This is a genomic window from Pyxidicoccus trucidator, from assembly GCF_010894435.1.
GTDB classification, from domain to species: Bacteria; Myxococcota; Myxococcia; order Myxococcales; family Myxococcaceae; genus Myxococcus; species Myxococcus trucidator.
The window spans coordinates 308,789-334,867 of sequence record NZ_JAAIXZ010000009.1; the positions used below are offsets into that span (position 1 = coordinate 308,789).

23 protein-coding genes are annotated in these 26,079 nt (G+C 72.5%); 12 read left to right on the forward strand and 11 right to left on the reverse strand.

The genetic code is table 11. The annotated features are described in order from the left end of the window. Positions 1 to 122: 122 nt before the first annotated feature. A complete protein-coding gene (locus G4D85_RS25765) occupies positions 123 to 1,148 on the reverse strand; it encodes an AraC family transcriptional regulator (RefSeq protein WP_240359494.1) in 1,026 nt (341 codons plus the stop codon). Between the two features lie 109 nt (positions 1,149 to 1,257). Here G4D85_RS25765 and G4D85_RS25770 point away from each other — a divergent pair, with 109 nt between their 5' ends. Beyond that, complete coding sequence (locus G4D85_RS25770; RefSeq protein ID WP_164016601.1) at positions 1,258 to 2,052, forward strand: hypothetical protein; 795 nt, start codon at positions 1,258 to 1,260, stop codon at positions 2,050 to 2,052. A gap of 1 nt (position 2,053) precedes the next feature. On the opposite strand, the gene G4D85_RS25775 is transcribed toward G4D85_RS25770, so the two are convergent. Next, positions 2,054 to 2,779 carry a hypothetical protein gene (locus G4D85_RS25775; protein WP_240359495.1) on the reverse strand — a complete coding sequence of 242 codons (726 nt, stop codon included), beginning with the start codon at positions 2,777 to 2,779 and terminating at the stop codon, positions 2,054 to 2,056. Between the two features lie 447 nt (positions 2,780 to 3,226). Between G4D85_RS25775 and G4D85_RS25780 the strand changes: the two genes are divergently transcribed. After that, the gene (locus G4D85_RS25780) at positions 3,227 to 4,504 is read left to right on the forward strand and encodes an endonuclease/exonuclease/phosphatase family protein (protein WP_164016605.1); all 1,278 of its coding nucleotides are present in this window, start codon (positions 3,227 to 3,229) and stop codon (positions 4,502 to 4,504) included. Positions 4,505 to 4,519: 15 nt separating this feature from the next. On the opposite strand, the gene G4D85_RS25785 is transcribed toward G4D85_RS25780, so the two are convergent. From G4D85_RS25785 to G4D85_RS25795, 3 genes are all read right to left on the reverse strand, one after another. After that, entirely contained in the window at positions 4,520 to 5,260 is a 741-nt protein-coding gene (locus G4D85_RS25785; protein ID WP_164016607.1) for a peptidoglycan-binding protein, read from the reverse strand. A 158-nt stretch (positions 5,261 to 5,418) separates the two neighbouring features. Next, positions 5,419 to 5,754 carry a hypothetical protein gene (locus tag G4D85_RS25790; RefSeq protein ID WP_205525702.1) on the reverse strand — a complete coding sequence of 112 codons (336 nt, stop codon included), beginning with the start codon at positions 5,752 to 5,754 and terminating at the stop codon, positions 5,419 to 5,421. A 60-nt stretch (positions 5,755 to 5,814) separates the two neighbouring features. Continuing rightward, complete coding sequence (locus G4D85_RS25795; RefSeq protein ID WP_164016609.1) at positions 5,815 to 8,118, reverse strand: PQQ-dependent sugar dehydrogenase; 2,304 nt, start codon at positions 8,116 to 8,118, stop codon at positions 5,815 to 5,817. A 157-nt stretch (positions 8,119 to 8,275) separates the two neighbouring features. On the opposite strand from G4D85_RS25795, the gene G4D85_RS25800 reads away from it, so the two are divergent. From G4D85_RS25800 to G4D85_RS25815, 4 genes are all read left to right on the forward strand, one after another. Next, the gene (locus G4D85_RS25800) at positions 8,276 to 10,018 is read left to right on the forward strand and encodes an N-acyl-D-amino-acid deacylase family protein (RefSeq protein WP_164016611.1); all 1,743 of its coding nucleotides are present in this window, start codon (positions 8,276 to 8,278) and stop codon (positions 10,016 to 10,018) included. Between the two features lie 156 nt (positions 10,019 to 10,174). Next, on the forward strand, positions 10,175 to 12,883 hold the full coding sequence (locus tag G4D85_RS25805) for a CHAT domain-containing protein (protein ID WP_164016613.1): 2,709 nt from the start codon (positions 10,175 to 10,177) through the stop codon (positions 12,881 to 12,883). Between the two features lie 74 nt (positions 12,884 to 12,957). Further along, on the forward strand, positions 12,958 to 14,217 hold the full coding sequence (locus G4D85_RS25810) for a hypothetical protein (RefSeq protein ID WP_164016615.1): 1,260 nt from the start codon (positions 12,958 to 12,960) through the stop codon (positions 14,215 to 14,217). 8 nt (positions 14,218 to 14,225) lie between these two features. Continuing rightward, positions 14,226 to 14,639 carry a hypothetical protein gene (locus tag G4D85_RS25815; protein WP_164016616.1) on the forward strand — a complete coding sequence of 138 codons (414 nt, stop codon included), beginning with the start codon at positions 14,226 to 14,228 and terminating at the stop codon, positions 14,637 to 14,639. Between the two features lie 20 nt (positions 14,640 to 14,659). On the opposite strand, the gene G4D85_RS25820 is transcribed toward G4D85_RS25815, so the two are convergent. Together G4D85_RS25820 and G4D85_RS25825 are read right to left on the reverse strand one after the other, a co-directional pair. Then, positions 14,660 to 15,556 carry a hypothetical protein gene (locus G4D85_RS25820; RefSeq protein ID WP_164016617.1) on the reverse strand — a complete coding sequence of 299 codons (897 nt, stop codon included), beginning with the start codon at positions 15,554 to 15,556 and terminating at the stop codon, positions 14,660 to 14,662. Beyond that, positions 15,553 to 16,536 carry a cupin-like domain-containing protein gene (locus tag G4D85_RS25825; protein WP_240359496.1) on the reverse strand — a complete coding sequence of 328 codons (984 nt, stop codon included), beginning with the start codon at positions 16,534 to 16,536 and terminating at the stop codon, positions 15,553 to 15,555. The genes G4D85_RS25820 and G4D85_RS25825 overlap by 4 nt, the downstream gene beginning before the upstream one ends. Before the next feature lie 124 nt (positions 16,537 to 16,660). On the opposite strand from G4D85_RS25825, the gene G4D85_RS25830 reads away from it, so the two are divergent. Beyond that, complete coding sequence (locus G4D85_RS25830; protein ID WP_164016618.1) at positions 16,661 to 16,822, forward strand: hypothetical protein; 162 nt, start codon at positions 16,661 to 16,663, stop codon at positions 16,820 to 16,822. Between the two features lie 18 nt (positions 16,823 to 16,840). Here the strand turns inward: G4D85_RS25830 and G4D85_RS25835 are convergent, their stop codons facing one another. Further along, the gene (locus tag G4D85_RS25835) at positions 16,841 to 17,848 is read right to left on the reverse strand and encodes a cupin-like domain-containing protein (RefSeq protein WP_164016619.1); all 1,008 of its coding nucleotides are present in this window, start codon (positions 17,846 to 17,848) and stop codon (positions 16,841 to 16,843) included. 149 nt (positions 17,849 to 17,997) lie between these two features. Here G4D85_RS25835 and G4D85_RS25840 point away from each other — a divergent pair, with 149 nt between their 5' ends. Both G4D85_RS25840 and G4D85_RS25845 read left to right on the forward strand, forming a co-directional pair. Next, on the forward strand, positions 17,998 to 18,417 hold the full coding sequence (locus G4D85_RS25840) for a hypothetical protein (RefSeq protein ID WP_164016621.1): 420 nt from the start codon (positions 17,998 to 18,000) through the stop codon (positions 18,415 to 18,417). Between the two features lie 26 nt (positions 18,418 to 18,443). Then, entirely contained in the window at positions 18,444 to 19,289 is an 846-nt protein-coding gene (locus tag G4D85_RS25845) for a hypothetical protein (protein ID WP_164016623.1), read from the forward strand. An 889-nt stretch (positions 19,290 to 20,178) separates the two neighbouring features. Here G4D85_RS25845 and G4D85_RS25850 read toward each other — a convergent pair. After that, the gene (locus G4D85_RS25850) at positions 20,179 to 22,398 is read right to left on the reverse strand and encodes a hybrid sensor histidine kinase/response regulator (RefSeq protein ID WP_164016625.1); all 2,220 of its coding nucleotides are present in this window, start codon (positions 22,396 to 22,398) and stop codon (positions 20,179 to 20,181) included. 210 nt (positions 22,399 to 22,608) lie between these two features. On the opposite strand from G4D85_RS25850, the gene G4D85_RS25855 reads away from it, so the two are divergent. The 3 genes from G4D85_RS25855 (at position 22,609) to G4D85_RS25865 (ending at position 24,526) form a co-directional block, all read left to right on the forward strand. Further along, complete coding sequence (locus G4D85_RS25855) at positions 22,609 to 23,328, forward strand: hypothetical protein (RefSeq protein WP_164016627.1); 720 nt, start codon at positions 22,609 to 22,611, stop codon at positions 23,326 to 23,328. A 93-nt stretch (positions 23,329 to 23,421) separates the two neighbouring features. Further along, on the forward strand, positions 23,422 to 23,847 hold the full coding sequence (locus tag G4D85_RS25860; RefSeq protein WP_164016629.1) for a GAF domain-containing protein: 426 nt from the start codon (positions 23,422 to 23,424) through the stop codon (positions 23,845 to 23,847). Beyond that, positions 23,840 to 24,526, forward strand: a complete 687-nt coding sequence (locus tag G4D85_RS25865) for a TVP38/TMEM64 family protein (protein ID WP_164016631.1) — start codon at positions 23,840 to 23,842, stop codon at positions 24,524 to 24,526. The genes G4D85_RS25860 and G4D85_RS25865 overlap by 8 nt, the downstream gene beginning before the upstream one ends. Before the next feature lie 48 nt (positions 24,527 to 24,574). Here G4D85_RS25865 and G4D85_RS25870 read toward each other — a convergent pair whose 3' ends face one another. After that, the gene (locus tag G4D85_RS25870) at positions 24,575 to 25,264 is read right to left on the reverse strand and encodes a hypothetical protein (protein WP_164016633.1); all 690 of its coding nucleotides are present in this window, start codon (positions 25,262 to 25,264) and stop codon (positions 24,575 to 24,577) included. Further along, positions 25,251 to 25,901, reverse strand: coding sequence for a recombination-associated protein RdgC (gene rdgC, locus G4D85_RS25875; protein WP_164016635.1), 651 nt, complete (start codon positions 25,899 to 25,901; stop codon positions 25,251 to 25,253). Before rdgC ends, G4D85_RS25870 begins: the two co-directional genes overlap by 14 nt. Positions 25,902 to 26,079: the final 178 nt, after the last annotated feature.

A 26,079-nucleotide genomic window follows, 5' to 3' on the forward strand; every position in this document is an offset into this window, starting at 1 on the left:
AACGCGGTACAGCGAGAGTCAAACATTCCCTATCGCATGGTTGCCAATGCACTGGCAGCGGCCTTCAGGGGAGGGGGCCCGCGCACCCAGGCTCCGTCAGTGGAACCCCTGACCGGGGCGCCTCACGGGAGAGGCAGAAGGCGCTCGCGCCGGAAGCTCTCCGGGCTGGTGCCCCACCAGCGCTTGAAGGCGCGGTGGAACGCCGCCGGCTCCGCGTAGCCCAGGAGGAAGGACACCTCGGCAATGGACATCCGCCGCCGCAGGTAGGCCTCGGACAGCTCGCGGCGCAGCGCCTCGACGATGGCGGCGTAGGACTGTCCCTCCTCCGCCAGCCGCCGCTGCAGGGTGCGCGGCGGCTGGCGCAGCGCCCGGGCCACCGCGGCGAAGGAGCAGTCCCCTCCGGCCAGTGCGCGCCGTACCGCCTCGCGCACCCGCTCCGTGGTGGTGCTCGCCTGGGGCAGCCGCTCCAGCACGCGGCGCGCCTGCCGCTCGAACATGGTGTTCAGCAGCGCGTCCGCGTGGACGAAGGGCCGGCCCGCGTCCTCGTGGGAGAACTCGATGTCGTTGGCGGTCGCGCCGAACTCCAGGGGGCAGCCGAAGAGGGCCTCGTGCTCCGCGGTGTCCTCCGGGGCCGGGTGGGCGAAGCGCACGCGCAGGGGCCGCACGTCCACGCAGGTGAAGAAGCGCACGCCGGTGGCGAACTGGACGAGCGCGGCCTCGGTGAGGTGCCGGTGCGCGGGCCGCCACGTCCCCACGGGCGTGAAGCGCATGCGCACGCCGCGCTCCGTCTCCTCCATCCGGAAGCGCTCCCCGTCGCCCCAGACGCGCTGGTAGCGGCAGCCCCGCTCCATGGCGTCGCGCAGGGTGGCGCTGGTGAGGACCACGAAGGTGGCCGGGTCATCCAGGTCCACCATGTCCACGCGGGCGATGTGCAGGCCCAGGTTGGCGTCCCCGGAGCGCGCGGCCATCCGCTCCAGCATGTCGTCCAGGACGGTGTAGGGGATGCGCAGCTCGGGGTCGTCCAGTTCTTCCAGCCGGAGGCCGGCCTCGCGCCCGAGGGCCTCCACCGGCAGCCCGAGCCCCTCGGCCACCCGCAGCGCCTGACGCGCCAGACGGGCCGAGAGGGACGGCTCGGAGCTGGAGGACACGGGCGCCTTCGCCACACCGGGCACCGTAGCGGCGGGCTGGCGTGCGCGGCAAGCCGTTCTGGCGCCAGCAGTCACTGCGGCGGCGCCTCCGGGCCGACATCCTCGCCCCATGAACGAGCCTCCCGCCCCGCTGATGCCCCGCCTGCACCTCTTCGAGTTCATCGACCAGTCCTGGTGCCCTTCCGCGCTGAGGGACCTGGCCACCGACTACCTGCACACCGTCAGCACGCGCATGGGCGTCTTCGACGCCTCGGCCGGGGTGCTGGCCCGGGGCCTGAGCGCCTCGGAGGGCGGCGAGCTGGTGGACCTGGGCTCCGGCGGCCGGGGCCCCCTGCCCCGGCTCCGGCGGCTGCTGGCGGAGGGGCACGGCGTGGACGCGCACCTGGTGCTCACCGACAAGTACCCCAACGCCCGGGCCGCCGAGCGCGCCCGGGCGGAGGGCGTCGACTACCTGGAGCGCTCCGTGGACGCCCTGCGCGTGCCCGCGGACCTGCGCGGCATGCGCACCCTCTTCAACGCCCTGCACCACTTCCGTCCCGAGGACGTCCGCGCCCTCTTCGCCGACGCGCAGGCCCGGGGTGTCCCCATCGCCACCTTCGAGTCGGTGCGGCGCACGCCAGCGGGCATCCTCTCCATGCTGCTGGTGCCGCTGCTGGTGCTGCTGTTCACCCCGCTGGTGCGGCCGCTGACGCCGCTGCGCCTGCTGCTCACCTACGTGGTGCCGGTGGCGCCGCTCATCATCTTCTGGGACGGCCTCGTGTCCGCGCTGCGGGCCCACCGCCCGGAGGAGCTGCGCGCGCTGACGGCCTCGCTCGCGCGCGAGGGGTACACCTGGGAGGTGGGCGAGGCGACGGCGCCCGGCAGGCCCGCCATCAGCTACGTGCTGGGCAGGCCCACGCGCTGAGTCAGTGCAGCGCCGCCAGGAGGACGAGGATTCCGTTGATGCCCAGCCCCATCGACACGTAGCCGGGACTGGCGCGCGAGGTGCCCGCCGCCAGGTTCAGGTGGCCCAGCGTGCCCAGGCACAGCTTCGCCCCCACCTCGGCGCCGACGTTGGGGCCCTGGCCGGGGATGGCGCTCGGGGCGCCGCCCAGCATCAGCCGCGCGTAGGGCGCGAGCCAGGACGAGAGGAAGTGCTGGTAGCCGACGAAGCCGTTGAGCTCCGAGGCCCCGGACTGGCTGAAGGCCACGTTGGCGCCGAAGGTCAGTCGCCGCTCGAAGAACGCCAGGGGCTGGATGTTGAGCGAGATGTCGCTGCCCAGCCCGTTCGCGGCGTCCACCCGGTACGCGAAGACGAACTCGAAGTCCGGCTTGTCGAGCGCGGGCGCCTCCCGCCGCAGCCGTGCCGCCGCCTCCAGGTCTCCCTCGCCACCCCGGGCCTCGCGCAGGTCCGCCAGCGCCATGGTCCCCTCCTCGTCCGCGGCCTCGTACATCCTGGCGAGCGGGGGCTCGGCGCCGGCCAGGTCCCCCGCCCCCATCCGCAGCCGTCCCTGCGCAAGACAGGCGGGCAGCTCTCCGGCCTCGCACGCCCTGCCGAAGGCCTTGTCCGCGGCGGCGTGGTCGCCCTGCTGGAGGAGCTGCTCGCCCCACCGGCCACACGCCGAAGCCACGCCCCGCTCGCAGGCCGACATGGGAGACATCGTCCCTGTCGTGGCACAGGCCACGCACCCCAGGGAAGCCAGCACTGCCAGGAGCCGCACGCGTGTCATGAGGGCCATTCAACCACGGACGCCCGAGTGGCCGCCTGGCGCCCATCCGCCACCGGAAGTGGCCTCGGACTCCGGGCCCATGGACATGGCGCCGGCCACGCCGCGCCCGTTGCCCATGCGACAGATGGGCCCGCCCTCCCGCTCGCCGGGGGCCCCGCGAGGAGGCGGCAGCCTGCGCCCTCCTGCCTGCCTGCTGTCCACCCTGACGAGGTAGACCGGCCGGCCCTCAAAGGCCCGTGTGCCCCCTGGCCTCCAGAGGGATCAACGCAGAACTTGAGGCCACACAGGAGGACCGGTGCCCCAAGTCGCCACCCAGCACGACTGCCATGTTTCTGCTCCGCACTCGCGGCTCCCATGGAGGGAGCCCGCATGAAGGTGCCCGAGCTGCTGGAGCATCTCCCCGGGGTGGGCCCCCTGCTCTCCCGCGTGCCAGGCGGCCACGAGGAGCCGCTGGCCCGCCGCGAGCCCACCGTCACCTTCCCCGACTTCGACGCCGTGCCCCGGTCGGAGACGGAGCGGGCCCTGGGCGACGGCCGTACCTTCGTCGTCCGCCATCCCTCGCCCCGCCCCGCGCGCGGGCCCGGGCTGACGGTGATGAGCTACAACATCCTGCTCGGCGGCCAGCGGCGGGAAGCGCTGCTGGCGTACTTCGACCACCTCGAGGCCGAGGGCCGGATGCCGGACGTCATCGGCCTGCAGGAGGCCAACGTGCCCATCACCGTGCTCCTGGCGCGGCGGTATGGGTTCCACATGGCCTACCAGGGGCATGACGGCGGCCCTGGCGCGCGGCTCGTCAACGGCAAGGCCTACCTGACCCGCCACCCGCTGGTGGACGCGGCGCACTACACCTACGTCATCCCCGACTCCGTGCGCGAGGCGGCCATCGTCCGCCGCGGAGACCCGTGCGAGCTGCCCGAGGACCGGGGCGCGCTCTACATGCGGCTGGAGGTGGAGGGCCACCCGCTGGTCCTCTACAACGTGCACCACGCCCTGGGAGACTCCGGCATCAACGCGCGCAACCTGCGCCAGCTCAACGCGCTGCTGCGTCACCGGGAAGTCGCGCACGCGGTGGTGCTGGGGGACTTCAACGCCAACACCGCCATCAAACGGGGGGGCTCGTGGCTGATGGCCCACCTCCTGACGTACGACGACACCGACACGATAGAGGAGTACGCGGTGCGCTACGGCGACCCGCACGCCAGCGTGGGTGACAAGGGCGTGGGCAACATCGCCGACCCGCGCCTGCGTCACGAGCTGCACGAGCTGGAGCTGGTGCTGCCGGAGACGATTGCCCACGCCACCCTCGCGCAGGTGCGGCTGCAGGATGGCTCCCTGATGACGCCGAAGCAGGCGTGCATCGAGCTGCGCTCCGGCAAGGTGCCGCGCGGGAGCGAGCACTGGCTGCGGCTGCAGGACATCGCCGACAGCGCCACCCTCACGTCGCTGCCGGACGAGCGCGGCGTGGTGCCCGCCACGGGCAAGCGCTTCGACAACATCTACGCCACGCCCAGCCTGGTGCCCGTTCTCTTCGAGGTGGACCGCAGCACCGAGTCCTCCGACCACCAGCCCGTGGTGGCGCACTACACCGTGCGCGGCCCCGGCACCCGGGAAGTCAGACCTCCCTCGGGGAACAGCAAGCCGGCCTGAGCCGCCAACCCGGGCTCAGAGGAGCACGAAGTCCATGTTCTTGAAGCCGCGCGTGCGCGCGCAGACCTCGTAGCCCTCGCTGCCGCCCTCGTCGTTGGTGTTGCCTTCGATGGTCTGGAAGGTCTCCTCGTCCACCTCGGTGACGATGCCGGCGTGCTCCCAGTCCGTGGCCGTGCGGCGGCGCAGGAAGAGGCTGCCAGGGTGGATGAGCGTCCGGTCGGGCGGAGCGGTGAGCGTGGACAGGAAGCGGCTCCGCTCCCGGGCGAAGGAGGCCAGCGTGTCGCAGGAGGACGTGCGCGCCACCGGCGGAGAGACACCGAGCGTCCTCGCCGCCTGCTGCACGCAGAAGGTGGCGAAGCCCGCGCACCAGGCCCACTGCGCGCCCTCGTGGCCGTCCAGGTAGAGGCGCACCCACGGGCCGCGATTCTCTCCGCCAATCTCGCGCGGCTGCTGGCGCAGGTGCTGCGTGGCGTAGGCCACCACCAGTGAGCCGAACGAGCGACCCTGGGCGGGAATCGACGCCAGGGCAGTGCGCATGGGCGCCACCATCCGGTCGAAGGTGGCCGCGTCAGCGACGCCCGTCACCGCGAGCCCGGCCTTCGCCTGGAACCGCTTCAACGCGGCCTCCGTCGCAGCACCGAAGTCGCCGTCGACGGCGACCGCGAAGCCACCGAGCGACAGCCATTCCTGGATGCGTCGCACGCCAGGGCCCTGCTCGCCTCGGCGATACACCTTGTCCAGCTCGAGCTCGTTCATGACTTCCCCCCGCCGGCAACCGCGAGCGCCGGCACGCGCATCATCCTGGCACTGGCATGGAGCGGGAGCCAAGAGCAGGGCAGTGCGGCCCCGCGACACCGCGAGGCCTTCACTCCCGAAGCGTGCATGAGGGCGACGTGTCACGCGTCGGTGACGCGTCAGCGGCGCTCGTCCTCCTCGAGCGGACCGCGTCCGTTCTCCAGTGGACCTTCGCCGTCGTTGATGACGCCGGGCTTGTCACCGATGGGGGCCTTGCCGGAGCCGCCCACGCCCTCCTTGAAGCCCTCACCCGCTTCACGGGCCGCGCCCTCGACCTTGTCCGCCGCCTTCTTCGTCCCCTCCTCCACGTCCTTCGCGGCCTCGCCTACCTCCCTGCCCACCTCACGGGCGTCCTCGCGCACGGCCTCCTCCTGCCGCTCCGTGCAGCCCGCCGTCAGTCCGAGCACCCCACACAGGCCCGCCATCGTGAGCCACCGCCATCCCTGTCGTGCCATCGCGTGCCTCCTGGTTCCTGATGCGTCCTCGTCAGGCGGAGAAGGTAGGCACGCCTGCTGTCAGAGGCTCTCCGGGCAGCGGGTGAGAGATGTAATCCAGGCGTCCACCAGGGCCGTACCCTCGGCGTCCACCAGGCGCGTGGCGAGCGGCGGCATCTGGAAAGAGTCCCGCGCGTGCATGCGCAGCGACACGAGGGACTTCTCCGGGTGGCCCGGCAGCACCAGCCGCGCTCCGGGCACGCCCAGCTCCCCCAATTCCGGTGGCGCGTCACACACCCCGGCCCCCGCCAGCGGCGTGGTGAAGCGCAGGTCCGCCGCGCCCCGGCCAAGGCCATTGGGCCGGTGGCACACGGCGCAGTTGACGTGGAGGTACGCGCGGGCCCGGGCCTCCGCGGACTCCGTGCCGTCGTAGCGCGGCAGCCGGGGGAGCGCCTCCGGCAACGCCGGCAACGAGAGCAGGCCGATGTGCTCCAGCGTCGCGAGCTGCGAGGCGCGGCGGGCCCCCGGGTAGACGAAGTCTCCGTTGAGCTGCGCCACGTCCAGGCCCAGCACGTGCCCCGCGGCGGCGTTGTGGCACTGCATGCACTCGCCCCGGCTGGGGAAGGTCCACGTCCCGCCCGCCACGGCCTTCACCTTGCCCGCGTCCAGCAGCACCGCGTCCGTGCCGGCCTCGTTCCACTCGTAGGTGTAGCCGGCCCAGCTTCCGTCCGGGTGGCGCATGAAGAGGCGCGTCTCCACCCGCTGGCCATCCAGGAGGAAGGTCTTCACCGCCACGCTGCCCGGGGGCGGCTCCAGGACACCCTCCGCGCCCACCACCACCGTCGTGCCATCCGGCACCGCGAGGAAGCGCTCCTTGTCCGCGCTGTCGGACCACAGCGGCGCATTCACGCCGTAGGGGATGAGCCCGCCCGCGGGCTTCCTGGCGTCCTGGGGGTCCACGCACCCCGTCTCCGACAGCCTCGTGGGGAACGGGCCCCCCGGTGCGGCCTGCGCCGGGACGAGCCGGTGGAGCCCGCCGCCGCCGAAGTCCACCACCAGCAGCTCGCCATCGTTCAGCTCCGCGAAGGAGGAGATGTTGAGCGAGGTGGAGAGGACGCGCTGCGGCTTCGCCCCGCCGCCAGGCGTGGCATTCCCCGGCAGCGTCCAGATGCGCCCCGAGCCGAAGTCCCCGAAGACGTACTGGCCCGCGAGCGCCGGCACCGCGCCGCCCCGGTACACGTAGCCTCCGGTGACGGACACGCCCTCGTCGCGGCCATACATCGCCACCGGGGGTATCAGCCCCTGGGTGGAGCACGCACCGCTGCGCACGCAGGTGGTACCTTCGAGCACGCTCCAGCCGTAGTTGCCTCCGAGCACCACGCGGTTGATTTCCTCCCAGCGCTTCTCCCCCACGTCGGCCAGCCACAGCGCGCCGGTGCGCCGGTCGAAGCTCCAGCGCCACGGGTTCCGGAAGCCGAGCGCGTAGATTTCCTTCCGCCCGCCGCCCTGGGCGTACGGGTTGCTGGAAGGAATGGCGTAGGGCCGGGCGCCGTCCACGTCCAGGCGCACCAGCTTCCCCAGCAGCCGCTCCTTGTCCTGCGAGGTGCGGTTCGGGTCCTCGCGGCCACCGCCGTCACCGAAGCCGACATAGAGGTAGCCGTCCGAGCCGAACGCGAGGTGCCCCCCGTTGTGGTACGAGTACGGCTGCTCCAGCTTGAGGACCAGCTCCTCGCTGCGAGCGTCCAGCGTCGCTCCGCCGTCGGTGCTGCGGTAGCGGACGATGTATGAGTGCAGCTTCCCCTTGGCGTCGTCTCCGATATAGGAGAGGAACACCTCTCCGTTCCGGGCGAAGCGTGGGTGGAAGGCCATGCCCAGCAGCCCCGACTCGTTGTGGGAGGCATTCACCCGCCCCGAGAGGTCGATGACCAGCGAGCGGCTCGCGGGGTCCGCCTCGTTCGAGAAGGCCCACACCCGGCCTTCCTTCTCCACCACGTAGATGCGGCGGTTGTCGCCAGGCGCCTGGAGCGCGAACAGCGGCTGCTGGAACTCCAGCTGCGGGAAGACGTGCTGGAGGGCCACGCCGGTGGCCTCCGCGGGCCGGGCGGGAGCCACGCAGGTGGGGTTGGCCGGCCGCGTGTCGAGGCCGAAGGGGACGGGAGTGTCGGGGGTGCCGGAGTCGGGCGGAGGCCCCGCGTCGGAGTCCGATGCGTCCTCGGGGCCGGGACCGGCATCCGGCCCCGCGGGCTGCTCCGCGTCGTGCGGGGGCTCGTCGGGTGTCTCCCCGTGGCCACCGACTGCGCCGGGACAGGCCGCGGGGGACACGAGCAGACCAATGGCGAGGACAAGGGTGCCGAGGAGGGCCAGCACCGGCGGACGTCGGGGCATACCGCCCTCTCCCACTGAATGGCCCCGTCGGGGGATTGCCCCCAGGACGGTCTGCCCGGTGTTGGACGCATGTGCGGCTCGGGAGCCCTCGCGGGCGTGGCCGGGTGGACAGACGCAGACGCGACGCCGGGCGACTCCGGGCATAGGCTGTCGAGTCATGGACCTCATCGTCGAGAACGGGTTGGTGTTCGATGGTCTGGGTGCTCCGCCGCGCCGCCGCCATGTGGGCATCCGCGAGGGCATCGTCGCCGCCATCTCCGAGGCGCCCCTGCCTCGCGCGCCGCACACGCGCGTCATCGACGCCAGCGGCCACTGGGTGACGCCCGGCTTCATCGACTTCCACACGCACTACGACGCGGAGGTGGAGCTGGCCCCGTCCCTCTCCGAGTCCGTCCGCCACGGCGTCACCACCGTGGTGATGGGAAGCTGCTCACTCAGCCTCGCGCTGGGCACGCCGGAAGACCTGGCCGACATGTTCTGCCGCGTGGAGGCCATCCCCTACCCCACCGTCCGCGCGCTGCTGGAAGAGCGCAAGCAATGGAACTCGCTGGGCGGGTACCTGGAACACCTGGACGCGCTGCCGCTGGGCCCCCACGTGGCGTCCTTCGTCGGGCACTCGGCGCTGCGCGCGCACGTCATGGGTCTGCACCGCAGCCTGGAGCACGGCGTCCGGCCCTCCGAGGACGAGCTGCGCCGCATGGAAACCCTGGTGCACGAGGGGCTGGACCTGGGCTACCTGGGCCTGTCGGTGATGACGCTCAAGTGGGACAAGATGGGCGGCTCGCGCGACATCCGCAGCCGGCCCCTGCCCTCCACCTACGCCCGCTGGAGCGAGTACCGCCGCCTCACCCGGCTGCTGCGCGAGCGCGGCCGCGTCTTCCAGGGCGTGCCCAACATCAGCACCAAGGTGAACGTGCTGCTGTTCCTCCTGGAGAGCATGGGCCTGGGGCGCCGGGCGCTCAAGACGACGGTCATCTCCATGATGGACCCGCGCGCCAGCCGCGGCATCCACCGGACCATCGGCTTCCTGTCCCGGCTGGCCAACCGGCTGCTGGGCGCGGACTTCCGCTGGCAGGCGTTGCCCGAGGTGTTCGACCTGTGGGCGGACGGCATCGACCTGGTCGTCTTCGAGGAGTTCGGCGCGGGCGCCGCCGCCCTGCACCTCCAGGACGCCGCGTCCCGCGCGGACCTGCTGACGAACCCGGAGTACCGCGCCCGCTTCCGGCGCCAGTGGACCAACCGCTTCCTGCCGCGCGCCTTCCACCGCGACTTCAACGAGTCCCGCATCCTCAAGTGCCCGGACGCGAGCGTGGTGGGGAAGTCCTTCGCGCAGGTGGCAAAAGAGCAGGGCCGGCACGCGGTGGACGTCTTCCTGGACCTGGCGGCCACGCACGGCGACGCGCTGCGCTGGTACACGGTGATGGCCAATGACCGGCGCGAGGAGCTGGAGCGCATCTGCCGGCACCCGGACATCCTGGTGGGCTTCTCCGACGCGGGCGCGCACCTGCGCAACATGGCCCACTACAACTTCCCGCTGCGGCTGCTGCGCCTCGTGCGCGAGGCGGAGAAGCGCGGCGAGCCCTTCATGCCGGTGGAGCGCGCCGTGCACCGGCTCACCGGGGAGATTGGCGAGTGGTTCGGAATGGATGCGGGGGTGCTCGCCGAGGGCCGCCGCGCGGACCTGGTCGTCATCAACCCCGAGGGCCTGGACGCGAAGCTGGACGAGGTGGCCGAGGCGCCGATGGAGAACTTCGGAGGCTTCGTGCGGCTGGTGCGGCGCAACGATGCCGCGGTGAAGGCCGTGCTCATCTCCGGCCGCGAGGCGGTGCAGGACGGCGCGGTGTCCCCCGCCCTGGGTCGCGAGCGCGGCTTCGGAAAGGTGCTGCGCGCGCGGGCCTGACCCCAGCCTGTCAAGTGTCCCGCAGGACATGTGTTTTCACGGGCGGTTTGTTCTCGAAGCTCGGATTGCCTCAAGATGTAGGCAGCGGAGGTCCAGCGCATGGGCGGGGAGCTGGGAGCACCACGAGCCTCTGGAGCACCCCGACGGCGAGGCCCGGTGCTCCTGCGCGTCTGGTACCCCCTCCCACTGCTCGCGCTCGCCGCGTTCGTCCTGTCCGGTGCGGCCCCCAAGCCGGAGCGCGCGGCAGCGCGCATCTGGCTCACCGGCGCCCCCACCCGCCCCCTGGAAGCGCGGCTCAGCGTGGTCCAGGCAGACAGCCACCGGCCCTATGTGCCGCCGCGCGGCCCCGAGGGCACGCCCGTGCCACTGCGCGAGCTGGCGCGCCTGGAAGCGCTCGGAGACAGGCCCGGCATCGCCGCGTCCTATCTCGTCCATGGTGACCCACAGCAGGCCCTGGCCCACCTGAACCACGCGCCCGCCACACCGGGGCGCGAGAGTGACCGCGCCGCCGCCGCCTTCCTCCTCAAGCGCCATGACGAGGCGCTGTCCCTGCTCGACAGCGCGCTGGATGCGCAGCCCCGCCACCCGCAGGCGCTGTGGAACCGCGCGCTGGTGCTGCGCGAGCTGGGACTGACGCTGCTCGCCGCGGCCGCCTTCGAGGAGGTGGCGGCCCTGGGCGAGCCCGGCTGGAGCACCGAAGCCCAGGAGCACGCCCGCGCCCTGAGGGAGCGCGAGCGGGAGCGCTCCGACCTGTGGCGTAGCACGCAGACGGCCATCATCGCGCTCGCCACGGACACGGCCGCGCCCGTCCCGCTGGAGGCGGCCCGACGCCTCCCCGGCACCGTGCGCGCGCACTTCTACGACGCGGTCCGCTCCGCCATGACGGCCGCGCGGGTCCGGGACCTGCTCCCGCTGGCGGAGGTGCTGGACCGGGCCTTCGGCGGCTCGGCGCTGACGGACTACACCCGGCGCGTGGCGGCGCGCGACTTCACCCGCCGCTCGCCGCTGGCCGGCGAGTATGCGCGGCTGGTGCGGCGCACCCACGCGGACCCGGCCGCCTTCATCCAGCGGCTGCGCGGCTCGGGCGAGGAGGACCTGCTGCTCGGAGCGCTGCTGCTCAGCCCCACGGTGCCCCGCGAGCTCACGGAAGTGGAGACTCTCGCCAGTCACTGGAATGACCCGTGGGTGGGGGTGCTGGTCCAGGAGGAGCTGTCGCGCCTGGAGTACCTCGCGGGCCAGCCCTGGCAGGCCGGGCAGCGCCTGCGGAGTGCGCTGCGCAAGTGCCGCGAGCAGGAGCTGGGCCTGCGGTGCCTGGACCTGCAGCGCAGGATGAGCCACGCGGCCACCTCCGCCAACCGACTGGCGGAGGCGGAGGAGCTGGCCCGCGCCAGCTGGCGCGAGGCGCGGCACCTGGGCGAGTGGGGACAGGAGGGCTTCGCCATCCGCGAGCTTGGACAGGCCGCGCGCTACCAGTTCCGCGTGGCGCCCGCGCGGGCCTACCTGGACGAGTTCCTCCAGCGGAGCCCCGGCGACTGCGATGCGCGCAACTACGTGCACCGCAACCTGGCCTCGCTGGCGATGATGCGGCTGCGCCCCGAGGAGGCCCGGCTCGCGCTGGACGAGGCCCAGGAGTGCAACCCGTCCGTGGGGCTGGTGGGCGCGTGGATTCTCGCCGACCTCGGCCGGATGGATCCGCGCCCGTCGGACGAGGAGGTGGTGCGTCGGGAGCTGGCGCAGGTCAACCCCACCCGGGACGCTCCCGGGCGCAGGGTGCTGGCCACGCTCATCGCCGCCCGCTTCGCGGTGGAGCGCAACCACGACGAGGGCAAGGTGCTGCTGCGGCGGACCATCGCCGAGGCCGAGCCGATGCTGGCCACCGACGCGGACGCGAGAGATGCCCGGGCCGTGGCGTACCAGACGCTGGCCGTCAGCGCCGGCAAGGCGGGTGCCTTCGCGGAGGTCCCCGCGGTGGTGGCGGAGCAGCTTGGAGTAACGGCGCCGGAGCGGTGCGTGCTGGCCGCCGCGATGGAGGCCGAGCGCACGGTGGTGGTGGCGCGCGGCCCGTCGGGCGAGGTCCGGGGGCACCATGACGCCTCCCGCCGGGAGCCGCTGGGTGACGACCTGTCCGGCGTGGTGCCTCGCGAGCTGGTGGCGCTGCTGCGACGCTGCTCCCAGGTGGACGTGCTCGCGGCACCGCCGCTGGACAGCCGCGCCGGGCTGCTTCCGCCGGACCTGGCGTGGCGCTACCGCGTGGGGCCCGCGACGGCCCGCGTGCCCACGACGAGCCTTCCGACGCAGCACCTGGTGGTGGCCAACGTGGAGACGCCGATGTCGCTGCGCCTCGCGCGCCTGCCCTCGTGGGAGTCCGCGCGCGAGCAGCCCGGGCAGTGGGTGGAGCTGGAGGGCCCCCAGGCGACGCCCTCGCGCGTGCTGGAGGCCATGACGCGAGCCACCGACATCGAGGTCCACGCGCACGGCATGGTGGACCGCAGCCTGTCGGACGCCACGGTGATTGCCCTGGCTCCGGAGCATGACGGCCGCTACGCCCTCACGGCGGAGGCCATCCGCAAGGTGCGACTGGAGGGTGCGCCGATGGTGCTGCTCGGCGCGTGCAGCGCGGCGCGGCTGCCGCCCCTGCTCCACCAGACGTCCTCGCTGCCCCAGGCCTTCGTGGACTCCGGGGCGAGAGCGGTGTTCGCCGCGACGGTGGACATCCCCAACACGGCGGGCCGCTTCTTCCAGGCCGTGCGGGAGCGAATCCACGCGGGCGCCGGCCCGGCCCAGGCCCTGCGAGAGGAGCGCCAGCGCTGGCTGCGCGAGGAGCGCTCCGCGCAATGGGTGACGCGGGTCCTGTTGTACGAGTAGGACGCCCTTCCCGCCCGACGCCTCCGCCTGGCGGGGTCGCGCCGTGAGGGGCGTCATGCAGAGGGGGAGGTGGAATGCGCATAGAGGAACCGCTGGCTGTCCACAGCCTGCACTTCGACCGGGGAGACCGTGCCAGCGGCGCGATTCCGCTGTGGGACCCCATCACCGACACACGCCTGGGAGAGCTGCCCGAGTGGATTCGCGGCCGACGCGAGGAGCCCGTCGCCTACGTCCGCGGCGCCCGGCCCTCCGTGCACGTCACACTGCTGGCGAACCACTTCGTGCCCCGTACGTTCGACCTGAGCGCCTTCGGCCCCGGGCTCGGCGAGGGCGGCACCGTCCGGTGGGTGGGGCCCCATCCGGTGGCGCTGGAGCGGACGGCCGGGTGGACGACGCTGCCGGAGCCGGTGCCCTTCAACCGGCCGCTCCCCCACCGCATCGGCACGCACGCGCTGGAGCTCCAGTGGTACGCGGAGTGGACGGACGCGCACGGCGCCGCGCGCAGGCTGTTCCTGGGAGACACCCGGCACGAGGTGTTCACCACGGGCGCGCCCATGGAGCACGGGCTGCCCGGGGCGCCGCCCACGGGGGCCTATGCGCCGCTGCTGCGCTGGTCTTCGCGGTGGTGCGCGGGACTGGAGGGGCGGAAGGCGCTGTGCGACGCCCTCCTCCGGGGCCTGCCGGAGACGCGGATGACGTACGGGCTGCCCGCGTGGTCCGTGCGGCACATGCTGGTGGCCGGCGGCGGCATGTGTGGCGGCTGGTACCAGCTGTTCCAGCAGCTGGCCAACTGCCAGGGCGTCACCGTGGAGGGCCGCACGCTGCACCTCGTGCCCCTGCATGACCCGCGCACGGACGAGGTGCGCTGGGAGGCGCTGGTGGCCGTGGCGCCTGGGCTCAACCAGGTGGAGCCGTGCAGGCAGACGCGGTTCCAGGGCTGGTTCAACGACTGCGCGCGCTACCCCTTCGCTCCGGACACGCCAGTGGAGCTGCTCGGCCGGCAGGACTCGCGGTACTGCTTCTTCGCGGGCTGGGACGACGGGCACTCGGTGTGCTTCCTGGAGGACGGCGGCCGGCTCTATCTCTACGACCCGAGCTTCCGCACCGAGGCCGTTGCGCTGGACATGCCACTGCCGTCACCGGATGGACAACCGGTGACACTGGGACCGGAGTCGTCCTTCCGGAAGGACTTTCTCCACCAGGCGATGCCGTATGTCATGGGCACGCTGCGCGCGAATGGGAGACTGTGGGAGGTGGACGTGATGCGGGGCGCGTTCGGCCTCACCGTGAAGACCGAGCAGGTGCCGGAGCTCGGCATCCTGTGGACACGCTAGGAGGCGCCATGCCGTCGACACGCGAACAGCTCAGACAACTGGTGGCGGAGCGCACGGCTCCGCCCCAGGGCTTTGACTGGGACGCGCTGATGGAGGCGCTGGGTCAGCTCGAAGACGCGGCCCGGGGGCGCACGGCGAGGAAGGCGGCGCCGCTGGAGGCCGAGGACATCGACGCGCTGGTGGACCTGGTGGACCGTCGCGGGCGCGTGCCGCTGCGAGGCTCCGTGCCCGCGCCCCACTGCATGCCGCCCGAAGAGCTGCTCCAGTACCGGGCCCTCAGGATATTGGACGCGGCGGGGCGGGTGGACTGCGTGCGGGACTCGCTGGAGGCCGTGGGCAGTGAGGCGGGCTCTCCTGCCCTGCGCGAGCTGGTGCGCCAGTTGGTGGCTGCCCCTGTGAAGGACCCGGGCCGCCCGGCCTGAGACAGGAGCGAGCGCGTCCTTCAGCCGCCCTTGCGCCAGGGCGGAGGGGTCGGCTCGGGAGGTGCCGGGTCCTGCTCCCAGGTCGCATTCGGCGCGGAGACGGCGAAGGACGCGAAGGCCACGGAGACGCTCGCCTCCAGCACCCGGTAGCCGTACCACCAGCCCACGGGGAGCAGGGCCAGCTCTCCCGGCCCCAGCTCCACCTCCAGGCGTGTGGCCGCCGCCCGCTCTCCGGGCTCACCCGTCATGCGGCGCAGCTCGAAGGCGGGGACGAGCTGGAGCCGCCGCCGCCCATGCACCTGACAGAGCAGCGCGTTCTCCCGCACGGGCTGGTCTTCCGACTGGAAACCCTCCACCTCCAGCGACAGCACCGGCCCGCCTTGGCGCGCCTCGGCCAGCACGAAGTCCGCGGGTGGCCGCAGTGACTCCAGCAGCGGGCGCAGGTCCGGGTGCGCCCCCAGCGACACCGCGCGGGCGCCGCGTCCGGCCGCGTCCCTCATCCCCAGCGCGTCGAGCAACGGGGAGAGCCGCTCCGGCAACCAGCCCGCCGCCTCCGCCACCACGGTGCCCCGCAGCACCACGGGCCTGTTCTGGAAGTAGAAGCGGTCGAAGAACTCCTCCCGGGACAGGGACTCGCGGCGCTCCACCCGTGTATGGCCTTCCGCCTGCCGGTAGAGGTCCCCATAGAGGTCCAGCAGCCCTTCGAGCTTCCGGTGCAGCCCGAGCGCCTTCCGGGTCCCCTCGAAGCACGGGTCCTCCAGCTCGGCCTGCACGGCCGCGCGCGCCAGCCCCGCGTCCACGCCCGCACCTTCGAGCACCTCGACGAGGTCCGGTGCGTCCGCGCCTCGCAGCAGGTTGTCCACCACCCAGCGCCGCCACTCGGGCGTGAGCCGCGCACCGCCGTCGCCTTCCTTCATCGCGCCACCTTCTCCGGCTGGGGGCCGAGCCAGTAGTCCCGCCACTCCGTGTTCCGCGAGGCCCGGTCGAAGCTCACGAACGTCACCGACAAGCTCACGTCCAGCGCCCGCACCGCGTGCCACCAGCCCACCGGGATGAGCAGCGCATCCCCCGGTCCCACCTCGCACGTGTGCACCGTGGCGCGAGCGAAGTCCGGGAAGCGCGTCACGTCCGGCGCGCGGATGTCCACCGCGCTGTAGAGGCCCCGGTCATTGTAGAGCCAGGGTGTCTCCCACGAGGGCACCAGCCAGAAGCGCTTGCGCCCCAGCACCTGGCAGAACAGGACGTTGAGGTGGTCGTGGTGCAGGTTGGACAGCGTGCCCGCCGGGCCGAACCACAGGTGCACGCTGTGCGGCGAGGAGAGGTCCGGCTGGATGTAGCCGGCCGGCGCCCGCAGGTCCGCGAGCAACGGCCGGAAGGCCTCGCGCAGCAACAAGCTGTTGCGGGCGACGAGGTAGACGTCGTTCGTCTCGCCCCCCTCGCGCATGCGGGCCACCAGCTCTCGCAGGGACAGCGAGCGCCGCAGCCGCTCCGCGTTGAAGTCCGGGTCCGCGTCCGACTCGCGCCCCGCCATGACCTCCACCGGCTCGTCTCCGAAGCGCTCCGCGAGCCACTCCGGCGTCCAGCGGGACAGGGCGGGCCAGTCCGCCATCAGTCCCTCGATGATGACGGGACGGTTGCGGTGGTAGTAGCGCTCGAAGAACTCCTCCGGCGGCAGGTGACGCCGCCGCTCCACTACCGGAGCCTCGCCAGTGGGGTGCTCCTGCCGGTACAGCGCGGCCCGGGACTCCAGCAGCGCCTCCAGCTCGCGGCGGCGGTGCGTCGTCGCTCGCGCCTGGATGACGGCGGGATGGGCCGCGACGGACTCCACCTCCGCGCCGGCCTGCTCGGGGGTGAGGCCCGCCTCCTCCAAAAGCACGTTCAGACGACGCGGCGACACTCCGCGCGTCAAGTTCTCCGCGATCCACGCTCGCCACGGGTGCGAGGGGTTCTGAGCAGGCGGCATCACGCGCGGGTGCGATATACCACTAGTGGAGTCCCCGTAGTCGCGTTGGAGACCTGCGATGAGCCTGTCGGATCCGCCCCCGAAGATCGTGCCGAACCCGCCGCCCAACCCGTCCACCCGGAAGGAGCTGATCGTCCCCAATCCGGGCAGCCACTCCCACCCGGACACCGAGCGCACCCGGCCGACGGCTCCGCCCTCCACGCCTCCGCTGGAGAAGTGAGCGCCGGCCCCCGGCGCCTCACCGCAGCTTCCACCAGGTGTTGCCTCCCGGGACGTCGAACTCCTGGAAGGTGACGGACACGCTGACGTCGAGCGCGAACACCTGGTGCCACCAGCCCGCGGGGATGAGCAACATCTCCCCGGGCCCCACCACCGCCTCCAGCACGTCCGCCTCCCGGTACGCAGGGAAGCGCTCCAGGTCCGGCGCATCCGCGTCCACCTGGCTCCACACCTCACGATGGCTGTAGAGGTGGTGCGTCTGGAATGAGGGGATGAGCCGGAAGCGCTTGCGCCCGGCAATCTGCCCGAAGAAGACGGTGCCCAGGTCGTGGTGCATCGCCGTACGCGTGCCCTCGGGCCCCACCCAGAGCTTCACCGCCCCCACGAGGTCCGTCTGGCGCAGCACACCCGGCGGATAGCGCACGTCCTCCATCAGCCCGCGCAATTCCGCGCGCTCCAGGGCGAAGTTGCGCGCCGTGAGGTACAGGTCGTTGGAAGGGCCGCCCTCCAGCAACCGGCGGATGAACTCCCCGAAGCGCATCACCGTGCGGCAGTCCTCCGGGTCCAGGTCGTGGTCCGCGCGCGAATCGCGGCCCGCCATCACCTCCACCTCCACGTCGCCGTAGCGCTCCGCCAGGGCCCGGGGCTGCCAGCGCTCCAGGGCGGGCCAGCCGTCCATGAAGTCCTCCAGGATGACGGGCCGGTGCGCCAGGTAGTAGCGCTCCATCAATTCGCGCGCGGACACGCCCCGGCGGCGCTCCAGTCGCTGGTGCCAGCCGGACTGACGATGCAGCGCCACCCGGGTCTCCAGCAGCGAGCGCAGCCTTCCGTGGGACGCCGCGCGACGCCGCCCCTGCGCCACGGCCGGGTGCTGGCTGGCGGACTCCACCGTGGCCCGCGCCTCCGCTGGAGCGACGCCCGACTGAACCAACGTATGCGTGAGCGTCTCCGGCGCCACGCCCAGCACCAGGTTCTCCGCCAGCCACGTCCGCCATCCTGGCGTCAGCTTGGAGGTCACGTCTCCCATGCACCCGTCCCTTCGAGCCGCGGGCGACTGTAGTCCATGGGAGAGCGGGCGGACGGGCCTCCTTCTTCCTGCCCTACCCTGGAGCGGGCCTCCTCCGGCCCACCGGTTCCGACACGGCCGGACGCCTAGATTCCCTGAAGGAGGCCCGAATGAACTCAGGCAGCGGCACGTCCCGGCTCTTCCGCCATACGGCTGGCGCGGCGGTGCTCGCCGCCCTCTTCGGGCTGGCAGTCCCAGCAAGCGCCCGGGCGCCGGAGCAGGCGCCGCAGCTCACGTGCTACCGGATGGCGCTCGACAACGGGCTGACCGACGAACACGCGGCCACCCAGCTCTGCCGGGGCGCCCGCTCGACCGCCCCCGCCCAGTGCTTCCTGCGCGTGCAGGAAGAGGGCTCACTCACGGAGGGGCAGGCCATGCAGCTCTGCCAGTTCGCCACGCCCGATGACGACCCCGCCACCTGCTACCTCCAGGCCCAACGGAAGACGTTCATCGAGCCGTGGCGCGGGGTGCAGCTGTGCCAGCCTCCCATTCAAGACGTGCAGCGCTACTGCCCCATCATCGTGAACTGATGTTTGGGGCGGGCTAGAGTTGGGGAATGAAGGACCTTCCCACGGCCCGTGATTTGGAACTGAGCGCGGCCGAAGCTCCACCCCTCCCCCGCCAGTTGCTGGCGCCCGGGAGCGAAGCGCTCGCCATGCTGGTGCGCCGTGGCTTCCAGCCCTCCGTGGCCCCGCTGGACCTGCCCTTCCCGGCGGACCTGGCGCCCGAGCGGGTGGAGCGACTGGCGGAGCGGCTGGGCCACTACGCGTTCCGGCTCTTCCTTCGCGGCGCGATTCTCCGGCGCGGCAGCTTCCTCCCCGCCGAGGCCACGAAGTACCTGGAGGAAGCGCAGGCGGCAGCGTTCGCCGACGACCTGGTGGCGCTGGGGCTTGCCGCTCGCGAGGAGGACGGGCGCTACCAGTTGCTCCATCCCGCCGCGAGCTTCGGCGGCACGCTGGAGTGGTACGTGGCGCGCGAGCTGAGCGGGCGGTTCGGCTTCGACGTGGCCGCCGGGGTGAAGTTCCACGCGCCCGAGGTGGGCGGGGACCTGGACGTGGTGGCCGCCGCCGAGGGCCGCCTGCTGTACCTGGAGATGAAGTCCTCGCCGCCCAAGCACCTCGCGCCCGACGAGGTAGGAGCATTCTTCCGGCGGGTGCGCGCGCTGCGCCCGCACCTGGCCATCTTCGTCATGGACACCGCCCTGCGCCTGTCCGACAAGGTGCTGCCGCTGCTCCAGGCCGAGCTGAGCACCCAGCCTCCACCCGCGCCCCGCCGGGTGCTGCGCGAGGTCTGGGCCCTCACCCCGCACCTCTATGTCGTCAACGCGCGGCAGGACCTGCTGACCAACATCGGCATCGCCATCGCTGAAGGCTTCCGCGCCCTCGCGCCTCCGCCTCCGTAGGCGTGGCCGCCGTCACGCGGCGGGAGCAGGACGGTCCCCGTGGCGGCGGAGACGACCGCCCGCGACAGGAGGCAATGAAGCCCTCGCGAATGCCCGTAGAGGACGTCTTGCGCCCCAGCGTCCACTCAATGGGAGAAAGGAATGCCCCGCTCGCGATGAAATCGCGCATGGGCATTGCCCTCACCTGGTCACCAGCCTCCTGGCGCACACCTGCACGGCGCGCCGCCGTCCCTGTCACCCCGCTCGGACCGGGTTGCGACCGGAAGGAACCTTCGTTCCACGGAGGCCTCCCTCCCGCGCCGACGAGCTGCGCCGGAAGGAACCTTCATTCCGCGACGGCCGCCCATGAGCCAAGGGCCATGGAAGGAACCTTCATTCCGCGACGGCCGCCCATGAGCCGAGGGCCATGGAAGGAACCTTCATTCCGCGATGGTCCGAGTGCATGGCTTCTCCTCGCCCTGAGTCAGGCACCTGTCGGCCCCTCACTCACGCTTGGGCCGCCGCGTTCTCCGGGCCCCGCTTCCCGTGGCGTCCCGGGGCTTTCGTCCCCCTCCGGGTCTGCACGCGCATCAACTCGCCGCGTGCGGCTGTTGCCTCCGCCGCCGGCCGTCGGACGAGCCGAGAACCCTCCCGGCGACGCCTACGCATCCACCACAGCGTCACGGCGGCCACGGCAACCAGGGCCCCCAGGCGCGTCAGCGAGGGGAACAGCGGCGACGGATCTCGAATGACCATGAGGGCCTCCTGAGCGGGACACGCCCCGGATTGCACCCTGGATGCCATTCGCCCGGCCCGGTGGCATCGGGAGGTTGCACACCGCCCGCACTTCCTGTCGCGCCAGACTGGCGCACCGGATTGGCGCGGTCGCACCATTCTGGAGCCACCAGACTCACGAAGCCGCGCCCACCTGCTGCTCCCGCATCGCCAGCGCCTCGCGCAGCCGGACGATGTCCACCGGCTTCACCAGGTGCTCGTCGAAGCCGGCCTGCAGCGCGCGAGCGCGGTCCTCCTGGAGGCCGTAGCCCGTCAGGGCGATGAGCAGCAGCCCACGCCCTTCCTCCGTGTCGCGCAGCGCCCGGGCCACCCCATAGCCGTCCAGCCCTGGCAGCCCGATGTCCAGGAGGACGACGTCCGGCCGCAGCTCGCGCGCCTTCGCCAGTCCTGACAAGCCGTCCTCGGCCTCGAAGACGGTGTGGCCATCCGCCTCCAGCAACTGACGCACCAGGTGGCGGCTGTCGGCGTGGTCCTCCACCAGCAGCAGCCGGCGTCCCACCCCGGGGAGCACCTCGGCGACCCGAGGCTGCGGCGCTTCCCGCGCCGCGCCGCGCGGCAAGCGCACCGTGAAGGTGCTCCCCCGGGAGGCGCCCTCGCTCCGTGCCCGCACGGTGCCTCCGTGCAGCTCCACCAGACGCTTCACCAGCGTGAGGCCCACCCCGAGCCCGCCCTGGGAACGGTCCAGGGAGCGGTCCGCCTGGAAGAACAGCTCGAAGACGCGCGGCAGCACCTCCGGCGGCAGGCCCACGCCCGTGTCCGAGACCTCCAGCACCACGTCCTCTCCCTCCACACGCGTCCGCACGGAGACGCGGCCGCCCTCGGGCGTGTACTTGAGCGCGTTGGACACCAGGTTGGTGACGACCTGGCCCAGGCGGCTCTCGTCGCCCTCCAGCCACGTCGACTGCACGTCCACTTCGAGCCGGTGCGCCTGCGTCCGCCCGGAGGACTCGAGCGCGGCCATGGCGCGGCGCACGCACTCGGACAGGTCCATGGGGCCCTTCTGCAGGGTGATGCGGCCGCTGCTGACGCGGGCCACGTCGAGCAGATCATCCACCAGTCGGGCCAGGTGGAAGGCCTGACGCTCCACCAGGGCCCGGGTCCGCTCGCGCCGCGCGTCGTCGCGGGCGATGGAGAGCACCTTCACGCCGCTGGTGATGGCGGACAGCGGGTTGCGCAGCTCATGTCCCAGCATGGCGAGGAACTGGTCCTTGGCGCGGCTGGCCGCCTCGGCCTCGGCGCGCGCGGCCTCGGCCTCGCGCATCTTCGCCCGCAGGGCCGCCTCCCGCTCCGCCGCCAGCGCCGTGGTCCGCGCGAGCGCCACCCGCAGCCCCTCCAGCTCGGAGATGCCGGTGGGGCCCACGTTGGTGAAGGCCGCGGGCGTGGCCGCGCTGTCCGTCGCCGCGCGCGCCAGGGCCCGCAGCGGGTGGGTGATGCGGCGCCCCACCCAGGTCGCCCAGGCTCCCGCCACGAGACAGCACACCAGCCCCGCCACGAGCAGCGCGAGCAGCGAGCGCTCCATCGGAGCGGAGAAGACCGCCCGGGGCGCGGAGAACACCACCGTCCAGGGCACCACCTGCGCGCGGGACACGGCCGAGAAGACCTCCATCCCATCAATCGTCCTCGCGGGAAAGAACCCCTCCGGCGAGTGGGCACGCATGTTCGCGACGAACGCCGGAGACGCCACCTTGCCCACGAAGCGCTCCGCCCCGCGGCTGCGCGAGAGGATGACACCCTCCTCGTCCACCAGCGTGCCCACCCACTCGCTGGGGATGCGCTGCTCGGACCAGAGCTTGTCGAAGTGCTGCATCGAGTACAGCGCCACCAGGACGCCGGTGATGCGCTCCCCGCGCCGCACCGGCATCGCCACCACCACCGTGGGTGGGCCCTGCATCCGCTCGACGGGGTAGTCCACGATGACCGGGCGCCCCGTCTCCAGGGCCTCTCGCAGATAGGGGAGCCCCAGCGGGCTGGACACGCTCGTGCCGAACGGCTCGTCCGTGGTGAGGAGGGTGCGTCCGTTCGCATCCACCAGCGCCAGGGAGCTCCACGGCTGCCGCGAGCGGACGACGGTGCGGGCCGTCGCATAGAAGGTCTCGTACTCCCCTCGCGCCAGGAGCTCGGAGTGGGACAGCACTTCCAGCGCCCGGATGGACTGGCCCAGCTCGCGGTCCACCGCCAGCGCCAGCGCCCGGGCCGTCTCCCGCATGCCCTGTTCCCTGGCGCCACGCTGCGAGGTGGCGAAGCGGTCGACGGCCCCCGCCGCGAAGAGGACGAGGGGAATGAGCAGCCCCAGCGCGAGCAGCGCGAGGTGGAAGCGAAGCGGGCGCGCCTTCATCGACCGGATTCTGGGAGAGACTCGAGCATGGAGGAGGCCGACGCCGTTCGAGGGGGAGCGTCGCGTCCCCCATCCTGCCCGGCCCGGGAGTCAAGAGGCCCCTCTCGTATCTCGGACTGGCACGGGTTGAACAGTTACCCCCGGTGCTCCTCGTCTCCTGTCCAAGCTATCCTGAGGCCCATCCCGTCCGAGCGGGATTCGAGGGCCCCCATGAGAGCCGCGCCATGGATGCTGAGTGCCGTGCTCGCGGTGGCGGCCGGCTGCGCGCCCACCACGCTGAGCCCCATGGGCGTACGGCTGGCGCGGGGAGACCCGAGCCACATGACGACCCGCGCGGGCATGCGCACCGGCCCCCGGATGTCCGTGCCCCTCCAGGCCCCCGAGGACTTCGAGGGCAACCGCGCGCCCTTCTCCTCCCCTCAGTGGAGCGTGGCGTACGAAGCGGACCTGCTCTTCCCGGTGGGCGGCGGCACCGGCCTGCACGTCGGCTTCCAGGGCGAGGTCGGCTGCGATGAACTCGAGGCCACCTGCCCCGTCCCCATTCCCGGCTACGGCCTCTCCATGGGCCTGTCCCACTACTTCGAGCTCGGTGACGTGAGCCTCGCGCCCGCGGTGATGCTTCGCGGGGCCACGGACTTCGGCCTGGCCTCGGTGGGAGGCCCCTCCAGCGTGGTGGGCGCGGAGGCGTCCGCCTCGCTCGCGGTGCGCATGGACGACACGGTGGTGGGCGTGGTGCCCTTCCTCGGCGTGCACCGCGTCGTCATCGGCGACCGCACCACCACGGCCACCTACGGAGGGATGGCGCTCGCGGGGCACTTCGAGTTCGGCGACGGAGAGTTCCTGGAGCTCACCGCCGGCGCCGGCCGCGTGGACATGCGCGGCGTGGAGCCCTGGTGGGCGCCCATCTTCGGCTTCCGTGGCGGCCCCTGAGCGCACCGGCACGGCGAGCAACGTCGACTGCCGCATACTCGCGGGCCGGTCCATTGACACCCCGAGAGCCGGAAGCGCACAGTCGAATGCGCCATGAGCGCGAATACCCCTTCGTATCAGTCGTGGCTGGAGTCCTTCGCCGCCGAGCACGGCGCCGCCGCCGGCACCATCCACGTGCAGCGTGGAGCGGACCTGGAGCTGGTCGCGGCCCTCAACATCCCACCGCCCGTGCTGAACGCCGTCCGTCTCGTCCCGCACGGCAAGGGCATGGCGGGGCTGGCGCAGGTGCGCAAGGCGCCGGTGCAGACCTGCAACCTGAAGGAAGACGACACCGGCCGCATCAAGCCGGGCGCGAAGGCCGTGGACGCGCGCGCGGCGGTGGCGCTGCCCGTGCTGGACGGCGCTGGCCAGGTGCGCGCGGTGGTGGGCATTGCCTTCCTGACGGAGGGAGCGCTCCCCGCCGAGCGCGAGCAGGCGCTGATGACGGCCGCGGCCCGACTGCCGCTCACGGATGCTTGAGCCCACACGGGGCCTGACGCCTCCTGGCGCCGCGCGGGCTCGCGCCGTGGCGGGCTGGGCGACCTTCTGCGCCCTGCTGCTGGCCTTCGTGCTGGTGCCCTTCGCCCTCTTCGGCCCCGACCTGGACGCGGTGACGCAGCGGTACCTCGCCGCACGGCCTCCCGCCTGGCAGGTGGCGCTGGTGCTGGGCGGGCTCCTGGCCGGGGACATCCTGCTGCCCGTGCCCTCCAGCCTCGTGAGCACCGCGGCCGGAGGGCTGCTGGGCTTCTGGGGCGGCCTCGCCACCAACTGGGCGGGGATGATGGTGGCCTGCGCGGTGGGCCATGGCCTGGGCGCCCGGGCGGGGACGTCCGCGCTGCGGCGCATGACGGGTGAGGCGGAGGTGGAGCGCCTGGCGCGCGCTTACGAGCGGCTGGGCCCGTGGTTCCTCCTGGTGTTCCGCGCGGTGCCGGTGCTGGCGGAGGCCTCCGTCGTGTTCGCGGGCACCAGCCGCATGCCCCGGCGGAGCTTCTTCACGGTGTGCGCCCTGTCCAACCTGGGCGTGGCCGCCACGTACGCGGCCCTGGGCGCCACGGCGGCGGAGCTGGAGTCCTTCCTCGTGCTCTTCGCGGGCATGGTGCTGATGCCGGGCCTCGCGCTCGCCTGGGTGCGCAGCCGGGTGCAGACCCCTTCACGCTGAGTCGAGGAGCCGGGCGCGCTCACGAGGGCGCGCCCGGTCCAGCGTGAATCACGCCCGCGCGGCGCGAGCGTCGCGGCCCCGGGCGCGGGCGGCCTTGGAGAGCGCATCCGCGCCCTTCTCGTCGCCGCGCATCCACTCCTTCATGGCCGGCACCACCTGCTTGCTCCAGCCCTTGCCCGCGCGGATGCCGAGGAAGTCCTTCACCAGCGCGTCCAACATGGCCGCGAGCTGCTCGGTGAGGAAGAGACGCTCGGAGATCTGGTCGTCCTCCTCCTCGCTCATCAGCGCCGGCAGCTTCGCCGCGCGGACGTCGAGGAACTCGGAGTCCACCGTGACTTCGTACTCCTTCTCGCCGTTGGTGAGCCGCAGCCGCGCCTGGGCCACCAGCAGGCCCCGGTCCAGCGAGTGCTTCACCTGCTCGGAGTACGGCGCCAGCGTGCCCTTGGCGCTCATCTCCGTCACGTCGCCCGCCACGCCGCGCAGCACCACCCGGCCCATGAAGAGCACGGTGACGCCCTCGCCCTCGTGCTCGATGAGCACGTCGCCCGACTCCGAGCGCCACAGCAGCCACGTGAGGAACTCGCGGCCCAGATAGGCCCGGCCGCGCAGGAGCGCCTCGCGGGCCTTGCCCTTCTCGACCTCGGCCTCGTCCTGCTTCTCCTCGGTGGCGGCGCCGTCCACGCCGGTGTCGCCCCGCATGAAGGCCGACTCGGCCCGTGCCTGCTCACGCCCCGCCATGGGTCACCTCGTCCGCCGCCGTCGCCGGCAGGTCCATGCCAATCAGCTCCGCCGTAGGCCCCAGGGAGGCCTCGTCGAGCCCCTCGGTCCGCGCATGGTCCGCCGGCGTCATGCCGGTGAACTTCACGCTCAGCGCGCTCTCCAGCGCCACCATGATTTCGTCCACCGTCTTGCGCGAGGCGGCCCAGATCTGCACCTGCTGCGTCTTCAGGTTCCAGGCCACGTCCAGCACGGCGGTGCGGGGCGTGGCGCGGTTGCGCAGCATCTGGCGAATCTCGCCCTTGAACTGCGTCTTCTCGCCGCGGCTGGGCGGACGGTCATTCTCCTTCTCGAAGGCGGCGGCCCACTTGGTGAGCTCGGCCTTCATCGCCGCGGCGGGCACCTTGATGGAGTCGATGCGGAAGGCGAACAGCGCGTACTCGCCGTAATAGAGGCGGCTGGTGGGGAACTCGATGGAGTCCGCATTCTCCAGCTCCACGAAGCCGGCCGCGCGCTCTTCCTCGGACTTGCGGTCGATGGGCTCGAACGCGTGCGCCTTGAGGCCGCGCGTGAGCCAGCGCTTGATGTCGGAAGGCGCTTCCTTCGCCGGTTCGGCCCGGAAGCGCGAGAAGGTGACTGCACCACGAAGGACTGGCATGGGGCGCGGCAGGATGGGGGGCTCGCGCCGCGTCGTCAAGGCACTCGCGGTCACTGGACGCCCCCTGCTCCACCCGCGTGATTTCGCGCTAGCGTTCTCCTCATGTTTCGTATCACCACTCTCGTCGTCCTGATGTGTGCGCTCCTGCCCCGATGGGGGCTTGCGCAGGACACCGGCA